Source organism: Streptomyces sp. NBC_00466 (genome assembly GCF_041433995.1).
GTDB lineage: Bacteria > Actinomycetota > Actinomycetes > Streptomycetales > Streptomycetaceae > Streptomyces.
Genome location: NZ_CP107898.1, coordinates 1 through 22,945, shown reverse-complemented (window position 1 = coordinate 22,945; position 22,945 = coordinate 1). Strand labels below are relative to the sequence as shown.

Below are 22,945 nucleotides of genomic sequence, written 5' to 3'. Positions count from 1 at the left end.
GAAGTTGCCCCGGTTCGGGCGCTGCGAGACCACCTCACGCACGTATCTGGCCAACGGTGAGGTGGACGATCTGATGGTCGTCTTCTACGAGCGAGCCGACGGCCTGCGGGTGGACTTCGTCGCCAATCCGGCGCTCTGCACGGAGGAGGAGAACACCGCACACCACGAACGGTTTCTGCGACTGATCACCGCCTTGGCACGGTTGGAACCCGATGCGCTCATCGAGGAACTGGACGTGATCACCCCCCAGGAGCGCACGGACGTACTGGAACGGTGGAACGACACGGCGCGGGAGGTTCCCGAGGCCACGCTTCCCGAGTTGTTCGAGGGGCAGGTGGCACGGACGCCGGACGCGGAAGCAGTGGTCTTCGAGGGGGCCCGGCTGACGTATGCGGAGCTGAACGAGCGCGCGAACCGGCTGGCCCGGCTGCTGTCCCACGGCGCGGGCCCCGAGGGGCGGGTCGGGGTGCTGATGGAGCGTTCGGCCGATCTGGTTCCGGTGCTGCTGGCCGTGCTCAAGACGGGGGCCGCGTACGTACCGGTCGATCCGTCCTACCCGGCCGACCGCATCGCGTACCTGCTCGACGACGCGAAACCCGCCCTCGTCGTCACAGCCGCCGCGGTCGGTACGGCAGGGGCGTCAGGGGATGTACTGCCGACAGGCGTCCCGCGGTTGACCGTGGACGATCCCGGCACCTTCGCCGTGCTGGAGACACTGGACGGGCACAACCTCTCGGATACCGACCGTCCGACGGCGTTGGCGTCGTCGCATCCGGCGTACGTCATCTACACGTCGGGCTCGACAGGCCGGCCCAAGGGCGTGGTGGTGTCCCATGCGGGTGTGGTGAACCGGCTTGCATGGATACGGGATGTGTACCGGCTCACGCCGGAGGACCGGGTGGTGCAGAAGACACCGTTCGGGTTCGACATCTCGGTGTGGGAATTCTTCTGGCCGCTGAGCGAAGGCGCGACAGTGGTGCTCGCGCGGCCGGGTGGCCATCGCGATCCGGAGTATCTCGCCGAGCTGGTGCAACGTGAGCGCGTCACGGTTGCTCATTTCGTACCTTCCATGCTGCAGCTGTTCATCGCCGAACGTACCGCCCGGAACTGCACATCCCTGCGGACGGTGGTCTGCAGTGGTGAGGCGCTGCCCGGGGTGTTGCGTGACCGGTTCCATGCGGTACTGCCGATCCCGCTGCACAACCTGTACGGACCGACCGAGGCATCGATCGAGGTGACGGCGTTCACCTGCGAACCGGGTACCGACACCGGTGATTTCGTTCCCATGGGCCGCCCGGTGTGGAATACCCGTACCTATGTACTGGATGCGGGATTGCGGCCGGTGCCGGCCGGAGTGACCGGGGAGCTGTACCTCGCCGGTGCCCAGCTCGCTCGCGGCTATCTCGGCCGCCCCGGTCTGACCGCGGAGCGGTTTGTGGCGAATCCGTTCGGGGCCCCGGATGAGCGGATGTATCGCACCGGTGATCTCGTACGGTGGAATGCCGGGGGCGAGTTGGAATTCGTGGGGCGTGCGGACGATCAGGTGAAGATCCGCGGCTTCCGTATCGAGCTGGGTGAGATCGAAACGGCGCTGCAGTCCCACCCCGCTGTCGGCCGGGCCGCGGTACTGGTCCGGGAGGACCGGCCCGGTGACAAACGCCTCGTCGCCTATCTGGTCGCCGCCGCGGGCACCCAGGTCGACATCACGGCCGTCCGTACCCGGCTGGCGGGTACGTTGCCGGAACATATGGTGCCGTCGGCGATCGTCCCGCTGGATGTTCTGCCGTTGACGGTGAACGGGAAGCTCGACCGCAAGGCTCTCCCGGCCCCGGAGTACGCCACCGATGCGACCGGCCGGGGCCCTTCGAGCATGCGGGAGGTGATCCTGTGCGAGATTTTCGCGGACGTCCTCGGTCTGCCCACCGTCGGAGTAGACGACAATTTCTTCGAGCTGGGCGGGCATTCCCTGCTGGCAACGCGCCTGACCAGTCAGATCCGGACGCGACTGGGCTTCGACGTGCCCTTACGGGCATTGTTCGGAACACCCACCGTCGCCGGCCTCGACAACTCGCTCGCCGAAGGGCCGCGCCTCGCCAGGTCCGAGGAAGCATTGGCAAGAATCCTGCCGATCCGGACGCGGGGCACCAGCAGTCCCGTTTTCTGCATCCACCCCGCGACCGGGGTGAGTTGGGGCTTCTCGCCGCTGGCAGCATCGATACCCGCGGACTATCCGCTGTACGGGGTGCAGGCTCAGGGCCTCACCGGTGGGGAGGAACTGCCGCAGTCGATAAGGGAGATGGCCGCCGACTACGTAGAGCAGATCCGTTCCGTCCAGCCAACCGGTCCGTATCAGCTGCTGGGTTATTCGCTCGGCGGTGCAGTGGCCCATGAAATGGCATTGCAGCTGCAGGAGGCCGGCGACGTGGTGGGCGCCATCGTGATCATGGACTCCTATCCGGCTGACCGGATTCCGGCACTGTTCGGCCTGGACGCCCTCGCCCTCGACGCACAGGACGGCCTCCTGCCGGCCGAGTGGGAGCAGTTCATCCTCCGGGACGACGAGAAAGCCTTCAACCTCCGGGTCCTTGAGAACAGTTCGGCCATCGTGCGTGCCCATATTCCTCGTGCGTATGAGGGTGATGTGCTGCTCATCGTGGCCGCCGCGGGCAAGGTCGAAGGCTCGAATCCCGCTGAGGCGTGGGCGCCGTATGTGACGGGGGAAGTGCGAGCGGAGAGTCTGCCGTGCAGCCATGAGGAGATGACCCGACCCGACATGCTCACCCTGGTGGGAGAGCTGACGTCGAAATGGCTGAGTGAATGCCGGCGACGTCGCTGACGGGTCGCCAGAAGTGATCCGGGCCGGTTCCGGATTTCTCCGAAGCCGGCCCAGAAGTTCTCCCGGTGCGGTCCCAGGAGCCCGGGGAACGATACCGGGTCAGCGGGTTTCGGTGACCCGGTACTCCTTCAGGGCGGCGCAGTTGGAGTGCTCCACCGACACGGACACGTTGTCGATGGTGCCACCCCAGCTCACGCAGTGACCCTTGCCATAGGCGTAGGCCGGCCCCGCGTAGGACGTGTAGTTGCCGGAGTCGTCGGCCGACGCCTCCGTGTCGGGAACGTAGATGTAGGTGGACATGTACGTGGCCTTGCCCGGGGCGGAGCGGATGGTCACAACACAGTTCTTGCCGTTCGAGGAGTTGTACGTGAGGTAGACGGTGCCCCGCGAGCCGATGGCCGCCGAGTTCACGGTCTTGTAGGCGCTGCCGCAGGCGCCCTGGGGTGTGACGTTGGGTGCGGCGGAGGCGGTCGTGCCGAGCGCGGTCGTGGCGCCCACCGCCAGTGCGGTCAGCGCCCCGGCAGCCGCGATATTGTGCGCGATTCTCATATTTCCCCCTTGCGTCCCCGGGAGCGGTTTGCTCCCACTTGTTGTGACCCGCGAGCGGCACGGATAGTTGTGCCGCCTTCACGGCGGGACCCGCGGGCGGGCGCGGCGGTCACGCTTGCGGTGGGGCGACGGATCATGTGCCGGCCGAAGCCACGCGCGGCGGAGACGCTTTCCCCGGGTGCGACACGGTAGAACCACTCCCCCGCGCCACGAAGAAAATCTATCGCGGCCAGAGTAGACATTCGGCTTCGCCGGAGTTAGCGTCTTCTCGTAGCCAAGACATCGAAGAGGGCACGGCAGACATGAACTGCCGTGCATGCAGGTCAAGCAGATCGCGGAACGGCAGTGGAGTGGCGGGGCCGGAAACGGTGGGTCCCACGACTGACTGCCGGGCCGAGCGGCTCCAGGAGCCGCGAGCAGTACCGCAAGTCCAGCAGTACGACCGATTCACCGAAACCGAATGAGATAAGGAGCAGACACCGTCAGGATCGCCCGGGCGAGGAAGAAGGCCGCCCGGGTACCGCAGACCCCAGAACGGAAGGTGGTCCCCGGTCACGCATACGCGATCCCCGCACTCCCGCCCTCCCAGGCGGATACGCGGAACAAGAAGGCCGGCGCGGTCAGCCGGCAGATGGTGTTGAAAGCTCGGGGCCCGGGTGCCGTACGGCACCCGGGCCCCTCGATGCGTCCCCGAAAGAAGAGGTTCTATGCCCCCTCGCAGTCCCCGCCCCGCCGACAGCCTCGATGACGACGACTATCCCGCTTACACCATGGGGCGGGCCGCAGAGATGCTCGGCACCACCCCCGCCTTCCTCCGCACCCTGGGCGAGAACCGGCTGATCACCCCGCTGCGCTCCGAAGGCGGCCACCGACGCTACTCCCGCTACCAGCTGCGCATCGCCGCCCGAGCCCGCGAACTCGTCGACAACGGCACCCAGATCGAAGCCGCCTGCCGCATCGTCATCCTCGAAGACCAGCTCGAAGAAGCCCAGCGAATCAACGAGGAACTGCGCGCACACAACACCGGGCGGGACCCGAGGACCTCGACCTGACCCAGCGGCGCTGTGCGGTGAGGTGGAGCGGCACGGCGAACCGGGCTCGGCCCTGCGGCGAGGGCGGGGGTGGCTTCAGGCGGGCCGCGGAACGGGCATTGCCGGAACGGCCGCGACCTCGCGGGTCTCGCGCATGATCAGCAGGCCGTTGGTCACCATCGGCGTCGCGGTCAGGGCGTACAGGTGAGGGCGGCGGCCAGCAGGGCGAAGGCGGCGATGAGGGCGGCGACGCGGACGTAGTGCCAGCGGTTCCAGCGGTTCATCTGCTCCTTCCAGTCCTCGGGCCGGTTCTCAGGGGTCCACGTCTTGTTCCGGTTGTTGATCGGGACGAGCAGCAGGAGCGACATGACCACGGTGAGGATCAGCAGCGCGCCGGCGGTGACGACGAGGCCGGTGCCGTGGTGGTGCCATCCGGCGACGGCCCGGACCGCGACGAGGACGAGCGAGCCGATGTACCAGACCGGCATGACGGCGCCGAGCATCCGGCCCCCGTGGGCGTGGCCGAGTTGGCCGCTGTCCTCGGGGAGTGCGTCGAGGATCGGGCCGATGACGAAGGCGACGGAGAACTCCACCCCCACCATCACGCCGACGACCACGGTGGTGACGACCTCAAGTGCGCTGAGCATGATGACCCTCCGATATCTAGCATCTAGCGTTGCTAGCTGATGAGGCAACGCTAGTACTACTGCCGCTTGATTGTCTAGCGGTGCTAGGATCGAATCATGTCGGTACAGGAACGCAAGCAGCGCGAACGGGCGGAGCGCGAGCGCCTCATCGTGGCGACGGCCCGCGAACTCGCCGAGCAGCAGGGCTGGGACGCGGTCACCACCCGCCGGCTCGCCGAGAGCATCGAGTACAGCCAACCCGTCCTCTACAGCCACTTCCGCGGCAAGCGCGAGATCATCGGCGCCGTCGCTCTCGAAGGCGCCGCCGAGATGGCCGTGGCGCTGCGGGCCGCGACCGCCGCCGCGGACGGTCCACGCGAGCGGGTCGCCGCCCTCGCCCGCGGCTACCTCGACTTCGCCGCACGCAACCCGGCGGTCTACGACGCCCTGTTCCAGCTCGACGGCGGCCTCGCGTACGCGCAGGAGGACACCCCGGAACCTCTCAAGGACGCGTTCGCCGCCCTTCTGGAGTGCCTCGGAGAGGTCGCAGGGGACAGTGTCCACCCGGGGCTGTTCACCGAGGTGTTCTGGGCATCCCTGCACGGGCTGGCGACCCTGACCCGCGCGGGACGGCTGCCGCCGCAGGAAACCGGGCCGAGGGTGGAACTGCTGGTGGACCGCCTCACCGTGCTCTGACACACCGTCCCGGCGGGCACGCGGCCGGGGCCCCCGGGGGCATGGCCGCGCCCCGGCCGGCCGGAGCCGGACACGGGGCGCAGCGCGTGGGTGCGGGGTCGGTCGGTTCAGGTCCAGATATCCCAGCCCTGGTAACCGTTGTCCTGAGAGGTTCCGTTGCAGACGTATCCGCGCAGGAGGTCGCTGCCGTTGGGCCCTGCGTTGGAATCGTCCAGGCAGCGGCCGGTGGCGGCGTTCTGGAGCACCTGCTCGTAGTAGCCATTCGCTCTCGTGCGGTTGACGATCCGCCAGCCCTGCCAGCCGCCGCTGAGGCTCTGGGGGTAGCAGGGGAAGCCGCGCAGATAGTCGGTGCCGTCCGAGCGGGTGGAGTCGTCCAGGCACAGTCCGGTGGCGCCGTTCTTGAGCTGGGCGTAGCCGTTGGCCATGGCGTTCACCTTCCACTTCTGCCAGCCCCCGTCGTAGTTGCTCTGGAAGCAGGGAAAGCCGCGCAGCAGGTTGCCGTCCGGGAGGCTGGGCGCGGACGAGTCGTCCACGCAGCGGCCGGTGTTGTTGTTTCCGCCGAGCCAGTAGGGCAGGCCGTTGGGGTTCCACCAGTCGGTGTTGCCGTACGCCTGCGCGGAGCCGCCGGTGGCGGCGATGCCACCGAGTGCGAGCGTCGCGGCGAGGGCGCCTTGGATGGCGCGTTTGGTGATGGTACGCATGCCGGATGAACCCCCCGTTTGTGCGTGGAGGACAGCCGTGATGGGTCCCCCTGTCACCGACGAGGCTACGGCTGTCTCCCAGCGCGCCAGGGAGACGAGAACCGGCCAAGGTGTCACCTATGCCCTGATTTCCAGGGTCGGCCCACCAGGTCGGCCCACCAGGGTCGCCCCACCTGGGGCGGACCTCCTCCACCGACCGCCTGCTACCGACTTGTTCCCCGGGGCCGTGGACGGCAGGTCCCGGCCGGGGTGCCGGCTGACAGCGATCCGGGGTGTCCCGCCTGCAGAACGGTGAACAACGGTGAACAGCCCCGTTGCCGCCCGGGCTTCGTTCGCCGGGGCGGCACCGTGAGCGCGGATCGGGTCAGCCGTCGGCACCGGCCGGGGACGTGGTGGTGGTGAAGCCCTCCTTCTTGTTGGCCTTGACGGCGAAGTCGTTGGTGAACGTCTTGCTGAAGTCCACGGGCGTGGTGACGGTCCCGACCAGTTTCTCGGTGGCCATCGCGGTCTTCGGGCCGCCCGCCGGCATGATCCCGTCCGGCAGGAACTGGCCCTTGTCCTGGTCCAGGGCCTTTATGTAGTCGGCCTTGGTGACCAGCTGGTTCTGTACGAACGACGCCGGCAGCTTGTCGGTGATCTGGGTCGCGCTGTGCTTGTCGATCCAGTGCATGGTGGCGACGAGCGCGTCGACGACCCTCTGCACCGAGTCCTTGTGCGAGTTCACCCAGTCGCTGCGGGCGAGCACGCTCGCGCCCGGATAGGCGCCTCCCAGAGCCGACTTGGCGCCGTCCGTGGTGGCCAGGTCGACCGCCGAGGCGCCGACGCCCTTCTTCTCGATCGCGGCGACCGTCGGCTGTGTCGTCATGACGCAGTCGGCCTTGCCGTTCTGCAGCGCGGAGACGGCCGTGGAGCCCGCACCGACCGCGAGCCGGTGGAACTGGTTGGTCTTGACGCCCTTCGCCGCCGCCATGGACTGGGTGAGAGTGTCCGTGCCCGAGCCCAGGTCGGTGACGCCGAGTGTCTTGCCCTTGAAGTCGGCAGCCGATTTCACGCCGCTCTTCTTGGTGCACATCTCCCGTTCGCCGGGCGCACCCGACAACTGGACGACGTCCTCGACCGCCTTGCCCTTCGCCTGGAACTCGATCGTGTGGTTGTACCAGGCGCCGGCCATGTCCACCTGGCCGGAGGCCATGGCCTCCTCGGCTCCGACACCACCGTTCTCCTCGGTGCTCAGCTGGACCTTGACGCCGTACTTCTTGTAGAGGCCGAGGTTCTGGGCGAGTTGGTAGGGCAGGTAGATCTGCTTGTCGATGCCGCCGACCATGAGCTTGACGGTCGGGGTGCCCCCGGAGCCGGACGACCCGGAGCTGCCGGAGTTGCTGGAACACGCGGTGGCGGTGCCGAGGGCGAGGACGGTGATGATCGCTGCGGTGAGGGTTCTCCTGAGCATGGCGAGGCTCACACCTTTCGGGATTGCTGATGTCTGTTCGGGCAGGCGGGTGCGGAATTCCCGGAGCGGGGACGGCATTCTTCGTTGCCGGTGAGGAAAGAAGGCACGGAAGCCGAGGAAGGGAATACGGGACAAGAGGGCTTGGGTCAGAGGGTGTTCGCCTCGGACGGGGCCGGCGGGCGCCAGGACAGCAGCCGGTGTTCGAGCTTGCCGATCAGCCACTCCGCGCCGAGCACGATCACCGCGATGACGAGCATGGTGGCGAACACGCCGTTGGGGTCGAAGTTGTTCTGCGCGGTCTTGATGACCAGGCCGAGCCCCCTCTGCGCGCCGAGGACCTCGCCGACGAGAGCTCCGACGATGGCGAAGCCGAAGGCGCTGTGCAGGCTGGCGATGATCCACGTCAGCGCGGAGGGCAGAATGACGTGCCGGGTGGTCTGCATCCGGGAGGCGCCGAGCACCTTGACGTTGGCGAGGACGTTGCGGTCGACCTCGCGGACGCCCTGGAAGGCGTTGAAGAAGACGATGAAGAACACCAGCACAGCGGCGAGCAGGATCTTCGGGGTGACACCGATACCGAAGGCGACGATGAAGATCGAGCCGAGAACGATGCGCGGGATCGCGTTGACCATCTTGATGTAGGGACCGAGCACGTCGGAGAGGTATCGGCTCTGCCCGAGCGCGACACCGAACACGATCCCGGTGAGGGAGCCCACGACGAAGCCGACGAGCGCCTCCTGGATGGTCGTCCAGATGTTCTGGTAGAAGGAGCCGAACTGGGTGCCGTGCTGGAAGAGGTCGATCAGCCGTTGCCAGATGCCCGACGGCTGCCCGAAGAAGAACGGGTCGACAATGCCCCAGCTGGTGAACGCCTGCCAGCCGCCGATCACGAAGACCGCGAGGCCGATACGGCCCGCCCACACCCGGGCGACACGACGCCGCGCGGCCCGCTGCGCGTCATTCACGGCCGGCCCCTTGCCGCCATCGGCCACCGGAACCGCCGGAACGGTGGATGTCGTACTCATGCCTTGCCTCCTGCGGTGAGTGCGTAGGCGCGCTCCACCTCTTCGCGCAGCGTGTCCCAGATCTGATGCTGGAGTTCGATGAACCGGGGCTGGAAGCGGATCTCCTGGACCGAACCGCGCGGGCGGGGCAGGTCGATGTCGAAGACCGCCTTGACCGAGCCGGGGCTGGACGTCATCACGACGACCCGGTCGGCCAGTGCCACCGCCTCGTCCAGGTCGTGGGTGATGAAGACGACGGAGGGGCGGATCTGCTCCCACAGGCTCAGCAGCTCGGTCGACATGATCGCCTTGGTCTGCACGTCGAGGGCGCCGAACGGCTCGTCCATGATCAGGATCTTGGGTTCGTTGATCAGGGCCGCGGCCATCGCCACGCGCTTGCGCATACCGCCTGACAGCTGGTGAGGGTAGCGGTCCTCGAACCCGGTGAGGCCGACCCGGCGCAGCCAGTCGCGCGCCGAGGCCTGTGCCTGCTGCTTGGGCACCCCACGGAAGACGGGGCCCATCAGCACATTGCCGAGAACGGTCTTCCACGGCAGGAGCGCGTCGCTCTGGAACATGAAGCTGACGCCGTCGGTGATGCCGTCCACCTCCCGGCCACCGACCTTGACCGAGCCCTCGCTGGGCCGGTCGAGACCGGACACCAGGCCCAGCGTGGTCGACTTGCCGCAGCCGGTGGGACCCACCACGGCGCAGAACTGGCCCGGCTCCACAGTGAACGAAACGCCTTGCAGCGCTGTGAATACCTCTCCGGCGGGGGTCAGGAATCGCTTGGTGAGTCCGGAGATCTCGATGCGCGCGTTCGCCTGGTCCGCCGCACCGGCGCCCGGGCTCGTCGCGACATCATTTCGCGAAGCCATGTGGGGCCGCTTCCTTTCTGCTTCTCGGATTTCCTCGACTGTCCCGGGAGCCTCCCGGGAGAATTCCCGGGGCCTCTCGGGCCGAGGAACAGGACGCTAGAGGCGGCCACGTATGACGTCGACGTTTCCGAGCTATCTCGCGATGGTTGCGTAAAGCGGGCTTCTGCTCGTATTGCTCAGCGGACGGAGTGTGGGCAGCGTCCCGGCCATGAGGCACAATCACGCCACCCGGGCATCCAGCGTGGCCGGCCCGGCACCTCTCACCACGGAACGAAGAGGCACCCGTGATACCCATGCGACTGGGGGCACACCGCGGAGGAAGGCGGAGGCTTTCCACCCGGATCTTCGCCAACCAGCTGGTCATCCTCGCGCTGACCGGACTGATCGGCTACGTCCTGTTCGCCTTCGCGCAGCGGGCCGAACTCGACCGCTCCTACGAGCAGCGGGCCCTGGACATCGCCCGGACCACGGCTGCGGAGCCGCAGGTCGAGCGAGCGATGGCGGACGGGGGCGGCGGTGACGTGGTGCAGACGGTCGCCGAACGGATCCGCCGGGCGTCCGGGGCCTCGTACGTGGTCGTGATCGACCTGCACGGCATACGGCACTCGCACCCCAGACCCGACCTGATCGGCGACCCGGTGGCCGAACCGGTCGTGGTGAAGGACGGCCGCCCGCACGTCGGCACCGACCAGGGCGCGACCGGACGGTCGGCCAACGGCAAGGCCCCCCTGTACGGGCCGTCCGGTGCGTTGATCGGCGAGGTGTCGGTGGGCCTCCCGGAACACGACGTGCTCGGCGAGCTATGGCACGAACTGCCCCTCTTCGCGCTGTATGCCGCGATCGCCACCGCGATCGGCGCGGCAGCGGCCTATCTGCTGGCGCGGCGGCTGAAACGGACCACGTTCGGCCTGGAGCTGGAGGAGATCGCCGGCCTGCTGCAGGACCGCGAGGCGATGCTGCACGGCATCCGGGAGGGCGTCGTCGCCTTCGCTCCCGACGGGAGGATCACCGTCGTGAACGACGAGGCAAGGCGGCTGCTCGGCCTGGGCAGCGCGCTCGGCCACCGGCTGGAGGAGGTCCTGCCCGACGGCCGGCTGCGCCGTGCCCTGGACGGCACCCTGACCGGCACCGACGTCAGTGTCCTGACCGACGACCACTGCCTCGTCGTCAACCACATGCCGGTCACCCTGCAGGGCCGTGAGCTGGGCGCCGTGGTCACCGTGCGCGATCGCACCGAGCTGATCGGACTGATGCGCGAACTCGACTCCGTACGCGGACTGACCGATGCCCTGCGGGCCCAGCAGCACGAGTTCACCAACCGGATGCACACCGTGGCCGGGCTGCTGGACATCGGCGAGCACGAGTCCGCATACGAGTACGCCATCGAGACGGCCCGCTCCGGGCAGGCCCTGACCGAGGCCGTGCGCCGGCACATCGGCAACCCGCTGATGGTCGGGCTCATCGTTGCCAAGACCACCGTCGCCGCCGAACGCGGGGTTCGCGTCTCCCTCACCGACGACTCCGCTCTCGGCGACGACCCACCACACCTGCGGCGCCTGCTGACCATCGTCGGCAACCTGCTCGACAACGCCATCGACGCGACGGCCGAGGCACCACCCGCCGCCGGAGGACGCAGGATCCGGCTGACACTGGCCGAGGGCGACGGGCTGATCGTCATCCGGGTGGCGGACAACGGTCCCGGCATCGGTCCGGGCACCGCCCAGTCGATCTTCGAGGACGGCTGGTCCACCCGCCCCGAACGGGACACCGCACGCCGCGGCCTGGGGCTGGCCCTGGTGCACCGGCTGGTGCAGCGGCACGGCGGCACCATCACGGTCAGCGAAGGCCCGGGCGCGGTCTTCACGGCCCTGCTGCCGCAGCCGGCCACATCACCGGTATCGCAGGCCGCACTGTTCCCTGCCGGGTCGGCACAGGGAGGCGACCGCCGATGATCCGCACCCTCGTGGTGGACGACGACTTCCGGGTCAGCCACATCCACAGTGACTACGTACGCCGGATCCCGGGCTTCGAGGTGGTCGGCGAGGCGGGGAACCTGGCCGAAGCACTGACAGCGGTCCGCAGCCTGCACCCGGACCTGCTGCTGCTCGACATCTTCCTCCCCGACGGCAGCGGACTCGACATCCTGCGCCGGCTCAGCCTCGACCAGGACGACACCCGCCCCGACGCCCTCATGATCACCGCCGACCACGACATCGCTTCCGTACGCGCCGCGATGAAACTGGGTGCGGTCGGCTACCTGGTGAAACCGTTCGGCTCCGCCGACCTCGCGGAACGGCTCAACGCCTACCGCCAGCTCCACGACCGCGTCGACTCCCTCAGCCGGACGACCACAGCCGACCAGGCCGACGTGGACGCGCTGTTCAGCGCCGCCCGTCCGCCGGCCATCCCCCGGATCCCGGCCAAAGGTCACTCCGCGCCCACCCTCACCACGATCCACCGGGCCCTGCGCACCGCCGGCAGCGCCCTGTCGGCCGCCGAAGCCGCCGAGGCGACCGGCGTCTCCCGCGCCACGGCCCAGCGCTACCTGTCCTACCTCGTCAAGGAGGGCACGGTCCGCCTGGAACTCCGCTACGGCACCAACGGCCGCCCCGAACACCGCTATCGCATTCAGAGCTGACGCGTAGATTCACTCCCCCGGCCTCCTCCTCCTCCCGCCGCCGAGGAGACCGGACACGTCGTCAACTGCCGGACGTGGCAAGCCACTCGCCGATCCGCCCCGGGTGGTCCGTGGTCACGGCGTCCGCTCCGATCCCGACCCAGCGGAGCAGGTGGGCGCGCTCCCCCGTGGGCCAGGCATCCACCTGGATACCGGTCTCGTGACAGCGGTCCACGAGGTCCCGGGTGAGCTCGGGCTTCAGCTCCGGGCACACCCAGGTGGCCTTGAGGTCCAGCGCATCCTTGATCATTTCGACGCCGGGGTGGTGGGTGATCAGACCACGGGGGACGTGCGGCAGCCATCGGGCGGCCTCCTCCACCGCGGCCTTGCTGAAGGAGGTCAGCACCACCGACGCGGGCAGCGGGGTACGGCGCTCCCGCTCGGCAAGCGCCTGCACCGCCTCCAGGGCCTTGATCTCGATCTGGACGACGTCCCCGCAGACTTCCATCGCCTCGTCGAAGGTGGGTATGCGCTCCCCCTCCCCCGCGTCCAGCGCCTGGAGATCGGCCAGTGTGAAGTCGACGACCAGACCGGTGCCGTCGGTCGTACGGTCCACGGCCTTGTCGTGGATGACGACGAGGTGGCCGTCGGAGGTGAGGCGGATGTCGAGTTCGATGCCGTCGGCGCCGAGCGCGAGAGCCCGCCGGAAGGAACGCAGGGTGTTCTCCGGCTCGTCGGCCCGGGCTCCACGGTGTGCGTACACCACGGGACGCCTCACGGGGTGGTTCACAAGTGCTCCTCGATCATGGGGCCGTAACGGTCGACGCCCTTGCGCAGCTGGTCGGCGACCTCCGAAAAAGCCTGCTGTGCCGGGGCGTTCGCCGACCATATGCGCTGCAGAGCGGTGTAGATCCGCACGTTCGCATTCGGAATCGTCATGCGCACCTGGTCGCAGGCGCGCGTGAGGTCCAACTGTCTGACGGCCGTGGCGAAGTTCGGGTCGTCCTTCATCAGCTTGGCGAGGGTCGGCTCCTTGACCGCAGCCGGAACCACGGGCAGGTATCCGGTCTCGACGGCCCACTGCGCGGCGTTCTCAGGGCGGGCCAGAAAGCGTACGAACCGGGCAGCGGCCTCCTTGCGTTCCCGCGGCACGCGCTTGAATATGCCCAGGCCGCCACCGCCCGTGTTGACCGCGAACTTCTCCTTCCTCGGCAGGAAGCCGGTGCCCAGCTCCCAGCCGTTCGCCTTCGCCAGCTCGTTGATCTTCTTCAGGCCGCCGGTGGAGGTGACGAGCGTGGCGATCAGCTGGTTGCCCAGGTCGGCGGTGGGCTCGGTCGCCATGTAGGCGATCTTGTCGTGGAAGATCAGCTTGCGCTGCCACTCGCCCGCCGCCACGGCGCCGCCCTCGTCGATGGTGACGTCGAGGCCCTTGGAGTACGCCCCGCCCCACTGCCAGGCACTGCACTGGAACTGCCAGTCCCCGTCGACTGCCTGGTACGCCTCCAGGGCCACCCGCTTGCCGCCCACTCTCTGCCGGGTGATGTGGCGCGACCAGTCGTAGAGCTCGTCGTAGCTCTCCGGGGGGCGTACTGGTACGCCGGCCTTCTTGAAGAGGGTCTTGTTGTAGTAGAAGAGCGGCGTGGAGCGCGCCAGTGGCAGCCACCAGGTGTGCCCCTTGCGGGTGCCCTCGCTGAGCAGCCGCGGATTGTAGGTCCGCTCCAGCTCACCCCGTGCGAAGTAACTGTCCCAGGGTTCCAGGGCGTCGCCGAAGTAGAACTTGTACCACTTCACGTCGGACAGTACGCACAGGTCGGGGGCCTGTGCGCCGAGCAGGCTGATGACCGCCTTCTGGGCGCACTCGTCGTAGGTGCCCTGGAACTGCACCTCCACGTACACGTCCCGCTGCTCGCGGTTGAAGGCGTCGACGAGTTTCTGCAGGGCCGGGCCCACCGGATCCGCGAACGTCGACCAGAGCACCACCCTGGTGCGCCCCTTGAACGCATCGGGCACCGACCCGCCGGGCTGTGCGACAGTCCCCGTGGTCTGGCCGCAGGCGCTCAGTGCCGCGGCCAGGCCCAGCCCCGCGCCTGCCCCGAGCGCCCTGCGTCGGCCGAGCACGGGTCCCGCGAGCTCCCGCAGCGACGTACGCGTCATTTCCCGGCTCCCTGCGTCAGCCCCGCGATGATGTAGCGCTGGGCGAAGAAGAACACGACGAGGACCGGCACGATCACCATGACGGCACCGGCAAGGATCACTCCCCAGTTGGCGAAGGTCTCGGTGTTCTTGAGGAAGAGCAGGCCGATGGGGAGGGTTCGCATGTCCGCGCTGCTGGTCACGATCAGAGGCCAGATGAAGTCGTTCCACTTGCCGACCATCACGACCAGGGCGACGGTGATCACCATCGGGCGCGACATCGGCAGCACCACCCGGAACAGAATGCGCAGATGCCCCGCACCGTCGATCTTCGCGGCGTCCGTGACCTCCTGAGGCAGTGTCAGCATGTGCTGGCGCAGCAGGAAGGTGCCGAACACCGAGCCGAGGCCCGGCGCGATCAGGCCCGCATAGGAGTTGACCCAACCGAGCTGGGCGATGGTCAGGAAGTTCGGCAGCAGCGTGACGTGGCCGGGCACCATCATCGCGCCCAGCAGGAACAGGAAGAGGACCTTCTTGCCGGGGAACGGCAGGAACACGAATGCGTACGCACACAGCAGGGCGGCGATCAGCTCGATCGCGGTGCCGATCACCGACACGATCAGAGAGTTGAGGAAGAACCGGCCGAACGGCGCGGCGTTCCAGGCGTCGGAGAAGTTGGACCACCGCAGGTCCGTGGGGATCCAGTGCGGGGGGTAGCTGTAGATCTGCGGGTTGGTCTTCAGCGCCGAGGAGATCATCCAGTACAGCGGACCACCCGCGATGACGGCGACCAGGACGAGCAGCGCGTACAGGCCGAAGCGCTGGGCACGGCGGGCACCGGAGGGGCTGTCGGTGGCGACCGGGCGGGCGTCCGGCAGGGAGTCGGTGCTTGTCACTGGTAGTGCACCTTTCGCTGGAGGAAACGCGCCTGGAATCCAGTGATCAGCAGCAGCACCACGAACATGATCATCGCGCCGGCCGATGCCCGGCCCGCGTCGAAGGTGCGGAAGCCCTGGTCGTAGATGAACCAGCTGAGGATCGAAGTGGAGGTGCCGGGGCCGCCGTTGGTCATCATGGCGATCACATCGAATGCCTGGAAGGTGCTGATGGTGCAGGTCACCAGCAGGAAGAAGGTGACGGGCGAGAGCAGCGGCAGAATGATGCGGCGCAGCCGCGTCCACGCTCCCGCGCCGTCCAGGGCCGCCGCCTCGAACACGTCCCGGGGCAAGCCCTGCAGACCGGCGAGGTAGACCACGGCGACGAAGCCGGTGTTCTTCCAGAGGTAGACCAGGACGAGACCGGACAGCGCCCACTTGGAGTCGGTCATCATCGCCGGGGCGGTCAGGCCGAGGGGGGCGAGCAAGGGGCGTATCAGCCCGTAGTTGGGATCGAAGAGAAACAGCCACAGGGTGCCGACAGCGGCTCCGGAGAGCACGTACGGGGTGAAGGCCAGCGTCCGTACGACGTCCCGCCCGCGCAGCCGCTGGTTGAGCAACAGGGCGGTGGCGAGGCCGAGTACCAGTCCGCCCGCGACGATTCCGACGACGAACAGCACGGTCGTCCACAGGCTGCCGCGGAAGTCCGGGTCGGCGAACAGCGACGTGTAGTTGTCCAGGCCGATCAGGTGCCACGACGAGGAAACCATGTCCCAGTCGGTGAGGCTCAGATAGGCGTTGTAGATCACCGGCCAGTAAGCGAAGACCAGCAGGAAGAAGAAGTTCGGGGCGGCGAAGGCGGCGAACAGCAGGTACTCGCGCCGCCGGCGCCGTGCGCGGGTCCTGAGCCCTGTCCCACCGGCAGTCGCCGGACTTGGCGGGGCGGCTCTGCCGTCCTGCATTAACTCGCTCGTCAAGACAGCGTTGTCCTTCCGGTGAGGCGTACGGCGCCCCCGGCCGGGCGCGGTACCGGCCCTAGGAATACCAACAAAGTGAACGAGAAGAGAACACCGCTGCGTGTTACGAATTGGCAGCCAGGACGCCGGACGACCCCCGCGCGATATCAACTATTTCCGCCCTGACCTGGCGCTTTCCTGAGCGTCAGGGGGCGGCGGCCGTCTCACATCTGTCGTGCGATGACGGCCCGGCGAGCGCGGCCGACGACCAGGAGGGCGCCGGCCCGGAAGGGCGGGGCCGGCCGGCGGTGGCCGGCGCCGCGGTCGGGGAGGGCGGTCAGCGGGCCCGGGCGAGACGGAGCCGGAAGAAGAGCACCGGCAGGACGAGGACCATCGCCGCGGCGTTGAGCCCGCCGAAGCCGATGTGGTGCATCAGGGGCCCGGCCAGGCCGGCGCCCACGGCCGCGACGACGTTCATCGCGGTGTCCGTGGCGCCCTGCACACCCGGCCGAAGCGCGGTGGGCGTGGCCTCGCTGAGCATCGCGGAGCCGGCCACCACGCTGAAGGACCAGCCGAGGCCGAGCAGGAACAGCCCGGTCATCAGCAGGGCGACCGAGCCATGGCTGAGCCCCGACAGCAGCGCGGAGGCGAGGAACACGGCCTGCCCGGCGAGGGCGATCGGCAGATGGCCGAACCGGTCGGCGAGAGCGCCGACGACGGGCGAAAACGCGTACATGCCCAGCAGATGACCGCTGATGGTGATGCCGACGACGGTGAGCGTCGCGCCGTGCTCCGCCATGCCGACGGGCGTCATCGTCATGACCGCCGCCATCGTCGTGTTGGCCACGACCATGCTCACGAACGCGAAGGCCACCCGCGGCGAGTAACGCAGATGGCGCAGGCCCGCGCGCACCGTACCGGTCCGCGCATCCCGCGCCTGTGCGGCGGCCCCGCCCGCCTGCCCCTGTGCACGCGACCCGCCGGCCGGCTGTCCTTCGGTGTCGGGGTTCTGCTGGGCGAGCAGCAGCGGGTCGGGGCGGAGCCCGGCCCACAGGAGCAGTGCCGCCAGCGCCACACCGAGGGCGGCCAGGACGAACGCCCCGGCCAGCGGGGGAAGGTGCAGTACGGAGGCCACCCGGTCGCCGGGACCGGCGAGGTTCGGGCCGATGACGGAACCGATGGTCGTCGACCACACCACGACGGACAGGGCACGGGCCCGACGGTGCGGGGCGGCCAGGTCGGCCGCCGCGTAACGGCTCTGCTGGTTCGTCGCGCTGCCGACACCGAAGAGCAGCATCCCCACGATGAGCAGGGGTACGGACACAAGCACCGCGGAGATGACCAGGACGGCCCCGCCGACGGCGGCCGTGAGCCAGCCGGTGCTCAGAGCGGTCCGCCGTCCGCGGCGCTGTGCGAGGAGGGCGAGGGGGATGCCGATGACGGCGGCGCCCGCGGTGGTGGCGGTGCGGGCCAGGCCGGCGTAGGTCTCGCTGTGGGCGACGGATTCGGCAAGGAGTGAGCCGATCGACACCGACACCCCGATACCGATCCCGCCGAGAATCTGGGCCGCCGACAGAAGCCGGACCGTGCGCTTCTGCACGGCACGCACATGCGCTTCGCTCTGCCACGGCACAGCGCGTATGCCCTGTTCCTGCCCTTGTGACGCGGTCACGTCCCGGTACTCCTTCCGGATGCCACCTGGTGGCGCACAGCTGGTGCGGGATGCTGGACGGACGGCCCCGCACATAGCCTTCGGTTATGTTGGACGAACGACCGCCAACCATAAGAGCAGTACGTGACCCCCAGTAGGGCACAGCACTGAATAGGGATATAGACAATGGCTATGAGCGAGCGGATGAACCTCGAAGGGCTCCGCTACGCGCAGGCGGTCGGCGAGACCAAGTCGTTCACCGCGGCCGCCCGGGCGTACGGCGTGACGCAGCCCGCACTGTCGAACGGGATCGCCAAGCTGGAGGAGCGCCTGGGCGAGAAGCTGTTCGACCGTTCTCCGCGCGGGGTGACCCCGACCGCCTTCGGCGCCCGGATGCTGCCGCTGATCTCCTCCGCGGTGGCCGCCCTGGACGCCGTCGCGGCGGAGGCCAGGCGGCTGACCGAACCCGGAGAGCGGAAGATCCGGATGGGGATGTCCCCGCTGATCGCACCGGACCTGGTCGCACGGTCCTTCGCCATGGTCCGCGGCCTGCCCGTGGCCCGTGACCTCGTACTGCGCGAGGCGGACATGGCGGAGCTGCGCGCGGAGCTGCGCGCCGGTGAACTCGACCTCATCCTGATCCCGGCGGTGTCCGCGATGCCGCGCTTCGAGCACCGGGTCATCGACGTCGAGCCGATCGTCGTCGTCGGCCCCGAGAACGGCTGGGGGGACGCGGAGCCCGGTGAGGGGGCTCCGGTGGAACTGGCGGAGGTGGAGAACGAGCAGTTCATCCTCGTCCCCGACACCTGCGGCCTGACGACGTTCACCAGCCGGCTCTTCCAGGCCCACGAGACCCCGCTGCGCACCTATCCCGGCGAGGCCGCCAGCTACAGCGTCCTGCAGCACTGGGCGAAGCTGGGCCTGGGCTCGGCGATGGTCCCCCGCTCCAAGCTCGCCTCCCCCGGCACGCCCTACCGCCCACTGATGGACGACGGGCGCGCGGTACAGATCTCCTTCGAGGCGGTGTGGAGCGCCGAATCCCCTCTCGCGGCCGACCTCATCCGGCTCGCCGACGGGCTCGCAGCCACCCGGCAGACGGCAGCCTGAGACCCGCAGCCATACCGTCTGGCCATACCCGGATTCACCGGCCTCGCCTACCGGGCACCGTAGACGGCTCGTAACGTCCCAGGAGTCGAGCGGTTCACCACTGGATCGCACACCTCTCACAAGCCTGCGAGGCATCACCATGGCCCATCTCGAAATGACACTGCAGGTCGACCCGAGTCCGGGCCCGCAGCAGGCCGCTGGCGCGGTCCGCGCGGGGCACGCCCGCCTCCGGATGGTGCGTGCCACCGAACCGGCCGACACCGCCGACGCCTGACGGAATACACAGAGAGGCGTACGCAGAGAAGGGATTCGCCTTGCCGCAGCAGGCAACGCATGACGTCATCGTGGTCGGCGCCGGCATCGGCGGCCTCGCCACGGCCACCGCACTGAGTGGCGCCGGACGCGACACCCTGGTCCTGGAGGCCCGCGGCCGGGTGGGCGGCCGCGTGCTGAGCATCCCCGCCGAAGGCGGCGCCATGGACCTGGGCGCCAGCTGGTTCTGGGACAACGAGCCGCGCATCGCTCAGCTCGCGGAAGACCTCGGCGTCGACTCCTTCGCCCACCGCCTTGCGGGCGACACGATGTTCCAGACCGCCGAGGGAGTGCAGCGTTACCCGGGCAACCTGGCCGAGGGACCCGCCCGCCGCTTCGTGAAGGGGACCGCCGGTCTCGCCCACGGCATGGCAACCAGCCTCCCCGACCAGGCCGTCCGGTTGAACACCCCGGTGACCGCGATCCGCCGCGCCGCCGCCGGGCAGGGCCTTGAGGTGTACACCACGGACGCGGTGCTGCGCGCTGGTCACGTGGTGCTCGCCGTACCCCCGGCGCTCGCCGTCGCCCGCGTCGACTTCGACGGCGGGCTCCCCACGGATCTGGCCGAGGCAGCCCGCTTCACGCCCGTGTGGATGGGCGCCGTCGCCAAGGTCCTCGCCCGCTACGAGCACCCGTTCTGGCGCGAAGCCGGTCTCGCGGGCGCGGGCGTGAGCCGCCTCGGCCCGCTGCAGGAGGTGCACGACATCTCCGGGCCCGACGGCAGCCCCGCCGTGCTGTCCGGCTTCGCCCGGGCCCAGCCCGCCGGCCGCCCCCGCTTCGAGGACCGGGTACGCGCCCAACTCGCCGCCATGTACGGCCCCCAGGCCGGGCACCCCGCCGAACTGCTCGTACAGGACTGGGGCCAGGAGGAGTGGACCTCCCCCGGGGATGTGCTCCGCCTGACCACCTACCAGCTGTTCGGCCATGAGCTGTACCAGCAGCCCGCCCTGGACGGACGGCTGCACTGGGCCTCCACCGAGACCGCCCCGGACTTCGCCGGCCACATCGAAGGCGCCCTCGCCGCAGCGGAACGGGCGACGCACACGATCATGTCCGGTCTGTCCGGCTGAAACCCACGTCCCCCAACTGAGGAAGGCAACCGTATGCACCGCATCGACGCCCTGCTGCGCGAGTACGATCGCGCCCGCGCCTACACCGACGACCTGTGGAAGGACCTCACCCCGGACGAGGTGACCTGGCGACCCCACGAGAACTCCAGCGCCATCGGCTGGCACCTCGGCCACCAGGCCCATGTCGCCCACTTCATGATCCGCAACCTCACCGCCGCCGAACCCAGCCCCGACCCGGAACTGGACGGGCTCATGGACTCGGCGAACCCGGAGAAGTTCCGCGGCGCCCTGCCCACCGTCGGACGCCTCACCGCCTTCCGCGACACCGTCGCGACACGCGTCCATGCCCGCATCGGAGACATCGCCGCCGGCAAGGTCGGCGCTCCCGCCCAACTGGCCGTCGTCGCTGATCACTTGCTGACCGTGCTGATCAACCACGAGTACCAGCACGACCAGTGGATCAGCGAGGTCCGCGCCGACAGCCTCGGCCACGCCCTCCCTCCGGATCCGGCCTCGGACTGGCTCAGCCGCGTCGACGGCTACCTCGTCTGCAACCCCTGTGCCTGACCCCGGCTCCGCCGGATCCGCCTTGATCCCGCCGAGCACCACATGTGGGCCATCCACGACCTCGCCGGCTGGCGGGAGTTGATAGCGCCCCGGGCGTCTACCCGTCCCGACGCCGTCGTCGGAGCTCAGCTGCGCGTCCTACATAAGTGCCCTTCGGCTTAACCACTGTGGCCGTGCACAGGCTCGGTGTCAGGCCGGTGGCGGAGCCGGAGGCTGATCAGCGCGGTGATCGTGAAGGCGGCGACCTGGTAGAACATGGCGTGCCGGAACGCGGTGTCCGCATCGGCGGCGGGGGCGTAGTAGGCGAGTCCGGCCGCGGTCACTCCGATGGATCCGCCGAGCTGCTGTGCTGTGGGCAGCAGTCCGGAGACCGAACCGGCGGCGGGGCCGTGCACCTCGGCCAGGACCAGGGCGAACACCGACGCGGTGAAGGCGCCGAACGCGGCTCCGCCGACGGCCAGCACGGGCAGTGCCGCCTGGCGTCCCGCCGCCGAGTCGACGAGCGGGGCCAGCGCCAGGCACATCCCGGCCAGCACCAGGGAGGCGACGGTGAGCACCGTCGGCCCGTGCCGGCGGGTGAGAGCGGGCGCGGCTCTGCTGCCGGCGACAGCGGCGGCGGCGAACGGTGCCGACGTCAGCGCGGCCGCCAGGGCCGAGTACCCGACGGCGGACTGGAGGTGGAGGAAGAGCAGGTAGGTGAAGGAGGGAACGCCCGTGTTGAACACGAACACCAACAACGTGCCCGTCCGCGCCGACCGGTCACGCAGCACCGCGGGATGGATCAGCGGGTCAGGCCGGTGCGGGAGGCTCCGGACGAAGTGGCCGAGGGCAGCCACAGCCACGGCGAAACCGGCCCACGTCCACCAGGGCCAGCCTGCTTCCCGCCCCAGCGCCAGGGGCAGGACCAGCGCGCCGGCTCCCACGGTGACCAGCAGCCCACCCAGCTTGTCGACGCGGAGTCCGTACGCCCCGCGGGTGCGAGGCAGCGCGGTCGCTCCGGCCAGCGAGGCGAGCGCCACCGGCACGGTGAGGAGCATCACCGGCCGCCAGCCGAGGCCGAAGAGATCGGCACTGAGGACGAGGCCGCCGATCAGCGGCCCGGCCAGTGACGCGACGGCCATGGTGGCGCCGTACAGGCCGAAGGCGCGCGGCCGGCGTGCCGCGGGAGTGGCGGCCTGGATGAGCGAGAGGACCTGGGGCGCGACCAGACCACTGCCCGCGCCCTGCACCAGCCGGGCCGTGATCAGCGATACGGCGTCGGGGGCGCACGCGCCGGCCACCGAACCCGCGGTGAAGATCACGGTGCCCGCCACGAACAGCCGGCGGTAGCCGTACCGGTCGCCCAGCCGTGCTGCGGGGATGAGCAGGCACGCGTACGTCAGGGTGTATCCGGCGAGGACCAGTTGCACGGAGCCCGGACCGGCGCCCAGGCCGGCCTGTATCGCCGGCGCAGCCACCTGGGCGACAGTGACGTTGAGCAGTTGCACAAAAGTGGCGCTGAGCACCACCGGCAGCACGAGGCGTCCGCCGCTCACGGCAGCAGCGCCGCGGCAAGCTCACGGGGCCGGGCGGCGAACGGGCTGTGGCTGCCCGGGAGGGTGCGCACGGTGAACGGGTTGCCGGGCATGGCCCGGTCGGCTTCCGCGATCATCAGATCCTGCACGGCCGGCGGCAGCGCCCGGTCGTCCGCGCAGCGCAGGAAGGTCCGCGGGACGCTCCCCCAGCGTTGCGGAGTCACGATGACCGGGGTGGTTGGGATCGCCAGCGGCAGGTCGGGGCTCAGTGCCGAGCGCCAGCGGTCGAAGCGGTCCGGAGCGGTGTCGTGGTAGTGGGTTTGCCGCAGTTCCTCGACGTAGGCGGGATCCTGCGAGAGCGGATTGATCCGC

Annotated in this window: 22 protein-coding genes; 9 read left to right on the top strand and 13 right to left on the bottom strand. The window is 69.2% G+C overall.

The window, feature by feature from the left end:
- The first annotated feature begins 4 nt into the window (after positions 1-4).
- On the top strand, positions 5-2,836 hold the full coding sequence (locus OG210_RS34260; protein ID WP_371534654.1) for an amino acid adenylation domain-containing protein: 2,832 nt from the start codon (positions 5-7) through the stop codon (positions 2,834-2,836).
- A 99-nt stretch (positions 2,837-2,935) separates the two neighbouring features.
- Here the strand turns inward: OG210_RS34260 and OG210_RS34255 are convergent, their stop codons facing one another.
- Positions 2,936-3,385 (bottom strand): spore-associated protein, encoded by a 450-nt coding sequence (locus OG210_RS34255; protein ID WP_328333952.1) that lies wholly within the window; start codon positions 3,383-3,385, stop codon positions 2,936-2,938.
- Between the two features lie 707 nt (positions 3,386-4,092).
- Here OG210_RS34255 and OG210_RS34250 point away from each other — a divergent pair.
- Positions 4,093-4,437 (top strand): MerR family transcriptional regulator, encoded by a 345-nt coding sequence (locus OG210_RS34250; protein WP_328333950.1) that lies wholly within the window; start codon positions 4,093-4,095, stop codon positions 4,435-4,437.
- A 170-nt stretch (positions 4,438-4,607) separates the two neighbouring features.
- On the opposite strand, the gene OG210_RS34245 is transcribed toward OG210_RS34250, so the two are convergent.
- On the bottom strand, positions 4,608-5,063 hold the full coding sequence (locus tag OG210_RS34245) for an anthrone oxygenase family protein (protein WP_371534656.1): 456 nt from the start codon (positions 5,061-5,063) through the stop codon (positions 4,608-4,610).
- Positions 5,064-5,159: 96 nt separating this feature from the next.
- On the opposite strand from OG210_RS34245, the gene OG210_RS34240 reads away from it, so the two are divergent.
- Entirely contained in the window at positions 5,160-5,738 is a 579-nt protein-coding gene (locus OG210_RS34240) for a TetR/AcrR family transcriptional regulator (RefSeq protein WP_328333946.1), read from the top strand.
- A 107-nt stretch (positions 5,739-5,845) separates the two neighbouring features.
- On the opposite strand, the gene OG210_RS34235 is transcribed toward OG210_RS34240, so the two are convergent.
- The 4 genes from OG210_RS34235 to OG210_RS34220 all read right to left on the bottom strand — a co-directional run bounded on the left by OG210_RS34235 (position 5,846) and on the right by OG210_RS34220 (position 9,771).
- Positions 5,846-6,439: an RICIN domain-containing protein gene (locus OG210_RS34235; protein WP_328333944.1), complete on the bottom strand. Its 594-nt coding sequence runs from the start codon at positions 6,437-6,439 to the stop codon at positions 5,846-5,848.
- Positions 6,440-6,803: 364 nt separating this feature from the next.
- Complete coding sequence (locus OG210_RS34230; RefSeq protein WP_371534659.1) at positions 6,804-7,889, bottom strand: ABC transporter substrate-binding protein; 1,086 nt, start codon at positions 7,887-7,889, stop codon at positions 6,804-6,806.
- A 146-nt stretch (positions 7,890-8,035) separates the two neighbouring features.
- Entirely contained in the window at positions 8,036-8,914 is an 879-nt protein-coding gene (locus OG210_RS34225; RefSeq protein ID WP_328333940.1) for an ABC transporter permease, read from the bottom strand.
- Positions 8,911-9,771 carry an ABC transporter ATP-binding protein gene (locus OG210_RS34220; RefSeq protein WP_328333938.1) on the bottom strand — a complete coding sequence of 287 codons (861 nt, stop codon included), beginning with the start codon at positions 9,769-9,771 and terminating at the stop codon, positions 8,911-8,913. The genes OG210_RS34225 and OG210_RS34220 overlap by 4 nt, the downstream gene beginning before the upstream one ends.
- A gap of 293 nt (positions 9,772-10,064) precedes the next feature.
- On the opposite strand from OG210_RS34220, the gene OG210_RS34215 reads away from it, so the two are divergent.
- On the top strand, positions 10,065-11,723 hold the full coding sequence (locus tag OG210_RS34215) for a sensor histidine kinase (protein ID WP_328333936.1): 1,659 nt from the start codon (positions 10,065-10,067) through the stop codon (positions 11,721-11,723).
- Positions 11,720-12,409, top strand: a complete 690-nt coding sequence (locus tag OG210_RS34210) for a response regulator (RefSeq protein WP_328333934.1) — start codon at positions 11,720-11,722, stop codon at positions 12,407-12,409. Before OG210_RS34215 ends, OG210_RS34210 begins: the two co-directional genes overlap by 4 nt.
- A 61-nt stretch (positions 12,410-12,470) precedes the next feature.
- Here OG210_RS34210 and OG210_RS34205 read toward each other — a convergent pair whose 3' ends face one another.
- The 5 genes from OG210_RS34205 to OG210_RS34185 all read right to left on the bottom strand — a co-directional run bounded on the left by OG210_RS34205 (position 12,471) and on the right by OG210_RS34185 (position 18,024).
- Positions 12,471-13,178, bottom strand: coding sequence for a glycerophosphodiester phosphodiesterase (locus OG210_RS34205; RefSeq protein ID WP_328333932.1), 708 nt, complete (start codon positions 13,176-13,178; stop codon positions 12,471-12,473).
- Complete coding sequence (locus tag OG210_RS34200) at positions 13,175-14,542, bottom strand: ABC transporter substrate-binding protein (protein ID WP_328333930.1); 1,368 nt, start codon at positions 14,540-14,542, stop codon at positions 13,175-13,177. The genes OG210_RS34205 and OG210_RS34200 overlap by 4 nt, the downstream gene beginning before the upstream one ends.
- Complete coding sequence (locus tag OG210_RS34195) at positions 14,539-15,417, bottom strand: carbohydrate ABC transporter permease (protein WP_328333928.1); 879 nt, start codon at positions 15,415-15,417, stop codon at positions 14,539-14,541. Before OG210_RS34195 ends, OG210_RS34200 begins: the two co-directional genes overlap by 4 nt.
- Positions 15,414-16,373 carry a sugar ABC transporter permease gene (locus tag OG210_RS34190; RefSeq protein WP_328333926.1) on the bottom strand — a complete coding sequence of 320 codons (960 nt, stop codon included), beginning with the start codon at positions 16,371-16,373 and terminating at the stop codon, positions 15,414-15,416. The genes OG210_RS34195 and OG210_RS34190 overlap by 4 nt, the downstream gene beginning before the upstream one ends.
- A 316-nt stretch (positions 16,374-16,689) precedes the next feature.
- Positions 16,690-18,024 carry an MFS transporter gene (locus tag OG210_RS34185; RefSeq protein WP_371534663.1) on the bottom strand — a complete coding sequence of 445 codons (1,335 nt, stop codon included), beginning with the start codon at positions 18,022-18,024 and terminating at the stop codon, positions 16,690-16,692.
- 171 nt (positions 18,025-18,195) lie between these two features.
- On the opposite strand from OG210_RS34185, the gene OG210_RS34180 reads away from it, so the two are divergent.
- The 4 genes from OG210_RS34180 (at position 18,196) to OG210_RS34165 (ending at position 21,059) form a co-directional block, all read left to right on the top strand.
- Positions 18,196-19,110: a LysR family transcriptional regulator gene (locus tag OG210_RS34180; protein ID WP_328333921.1), complete on the top strand. Its 915-nt coding sequence runs from the start codon at positions 18,196-18,198 to the stop codon at positions 19,108-19,110.
- Positions 19,111-19,249: 139 nt separating this feature from the next.
- Complete coding sequence (locus tag OG210_RS34175; RefSeq protein ID WP_328333919.1) at positions 19,250-19,384, top strand: hypothetical protein; 135 nt, start codon at positions 19,250-19,252, stop codon at positions 19,382-19,384.
- Between the two features lie 40 nt (positions 19,385-19,424).
- A complete protein-coding gene (locus OG210_RS34170; RefSeq protein ID WP_328333917.1) occupies positions 19,425-20,492 on the top strand; it encodes an NAD(P)/FAD-dependent oxidoreductase in 1,068 nt (355 codons plus the stop codon).
- 33 nt (positions 20,493-20,525) lie between these two features.
- A complete protein-coding gene (locus tag OG210_RS34165) occupies positions 20,526-21,059 on the top strand; it encodes a DinB family protein (RefSeq protein WP_328333915.1) in 534 nt (177 codons plus the stop codon).
- Between the two features lie 158 nt (positions 21,060-21,217).
- Here OG210_RS34165 and OG210_RS34160 read toward each other — a convergent pair whose 3' ends face one another.
- Positions 21,218-22,594 (bottom strand): MFS transporter, encoded by a 1,377-nt coding sequence (locus OG210_RS34160; protein ID WP_328333913.1) that lies wholly within the window; start codon positions 22,592-22,594, stop codon positions 21,218-21,220.
- Positions 22,591-22,945 (bottom strand): alpha/beta fold hydrolase (locus OG210_RS34155; RefSeq protein WP_371540835.1); only part of this gene is annotated, 355 nt, incomplete at its 5' end. The genes OG210_RS34155 and OG210_RS34160, both read right to left, overlap by 4 nt.

Excerpts from the sequence above, each read along its gene's own strand:
- OG210_RS34175 (WP_328333919.1), top strand. The coding sequence starts at position 19,250 with ATGGCCCATCTCGAAATGACACTGCAGGTCGACCCGAGTCCGGGCCCG.
- OG210_RS34165 (WP_328333915.1), top strand. The coding sequence starts at position 20,526 with ATGCACCGCATCGACGCCCTGCTGCGCGAGTACGATCGCGCCCGCGCC.
- OG210_RS34240 (WP_328333946.1), top strand. The coding sequence starts at position 5,160 with ATGTCGGTACAGGAACGCAAGCAGCGCGAACGGGCGGAGCGCGAGCGC.
- OG210_RS34230 (WP_371534659.1), bottom strand. The coding sequence starts at position 7,889 with ATGCTCAGGAGAACCCTCACCGCAGCGATCATCACCGTCCTCGCCCTC.
- OG210_RS34255 (WP_328333952.1), bottom strand. The coding sequence starts at position 3,385 with ATGAGAATCGCGCACAATATCGCGGCTGCCGGGGCGCTGACCGCACTG.
- OG210_RS34250 (WP_328333950.1), top strand. The coding sequence starts at position 4,093 with ATGCCCCCTCGCAGTCCCCGCCCCGCCGACAGCCTCGATGACGACGAC.
- OG210_RS34235 (WP_328333944.1), bottom strand. The coding sequence starts at position 6,439 with ATGCGTACCATCACCAAACGCGCCATCCAAGGCGCCCTCGCCGCGACG.
- OG210_RS34220 (WP_328333938.1), bottom strand. The coding sequence starts at position 9,771 with ATGGCTTCGCGAAATGATGTCGCGACGAGCCCGGGCGCCGGTGCGGCG.
- OG210_RS34245 (WP_371534656.1), bottom strand. The coding sequence starts at position 5,063 with ATGCTCAGCGCACTTGAGGTCGTCACCACCGTGGTCGTCGGCGTGATG.
- OG210_RS34200 (WP_328333930.1), bottom strand. The coding sequence starts at position 14,542 with ATGACGCGTACGTCGCTGCGGGAGCTCGCGGGACCCGTGCTCGGCCGA.
- OG210_RS34225 (WP_328333940.1), bottom strand. The coding sequence starts at position 8,914 with ATGAGTACGACATCCACCGTTCCGGCGGTTCCGGTGGCCGATGGCGGC.
- OG210_RS34180 (WP_328333921.1), top strand. The coding sequence starts at position 18,196 with ATGAGCGAGCGGATGAACCTCGAAGGGCTCCGCTACGCGCAGGCGGTC.
- OG210_RS34215 (WP_328333936.1), top strand. The coding sequence starts at position 10,065 with ATGCGACTGGGGGCACACCGCGGAGGAAGGCGGAGGCTTTCCACCCGG.
- OG210_RS34210 (WP_328333934.1), top strand. The coding sequence starts at position 11,720 with ATGATCCGCACCCTCGTGGTGGACGACGACTTCCGGGTCAGCCACATC.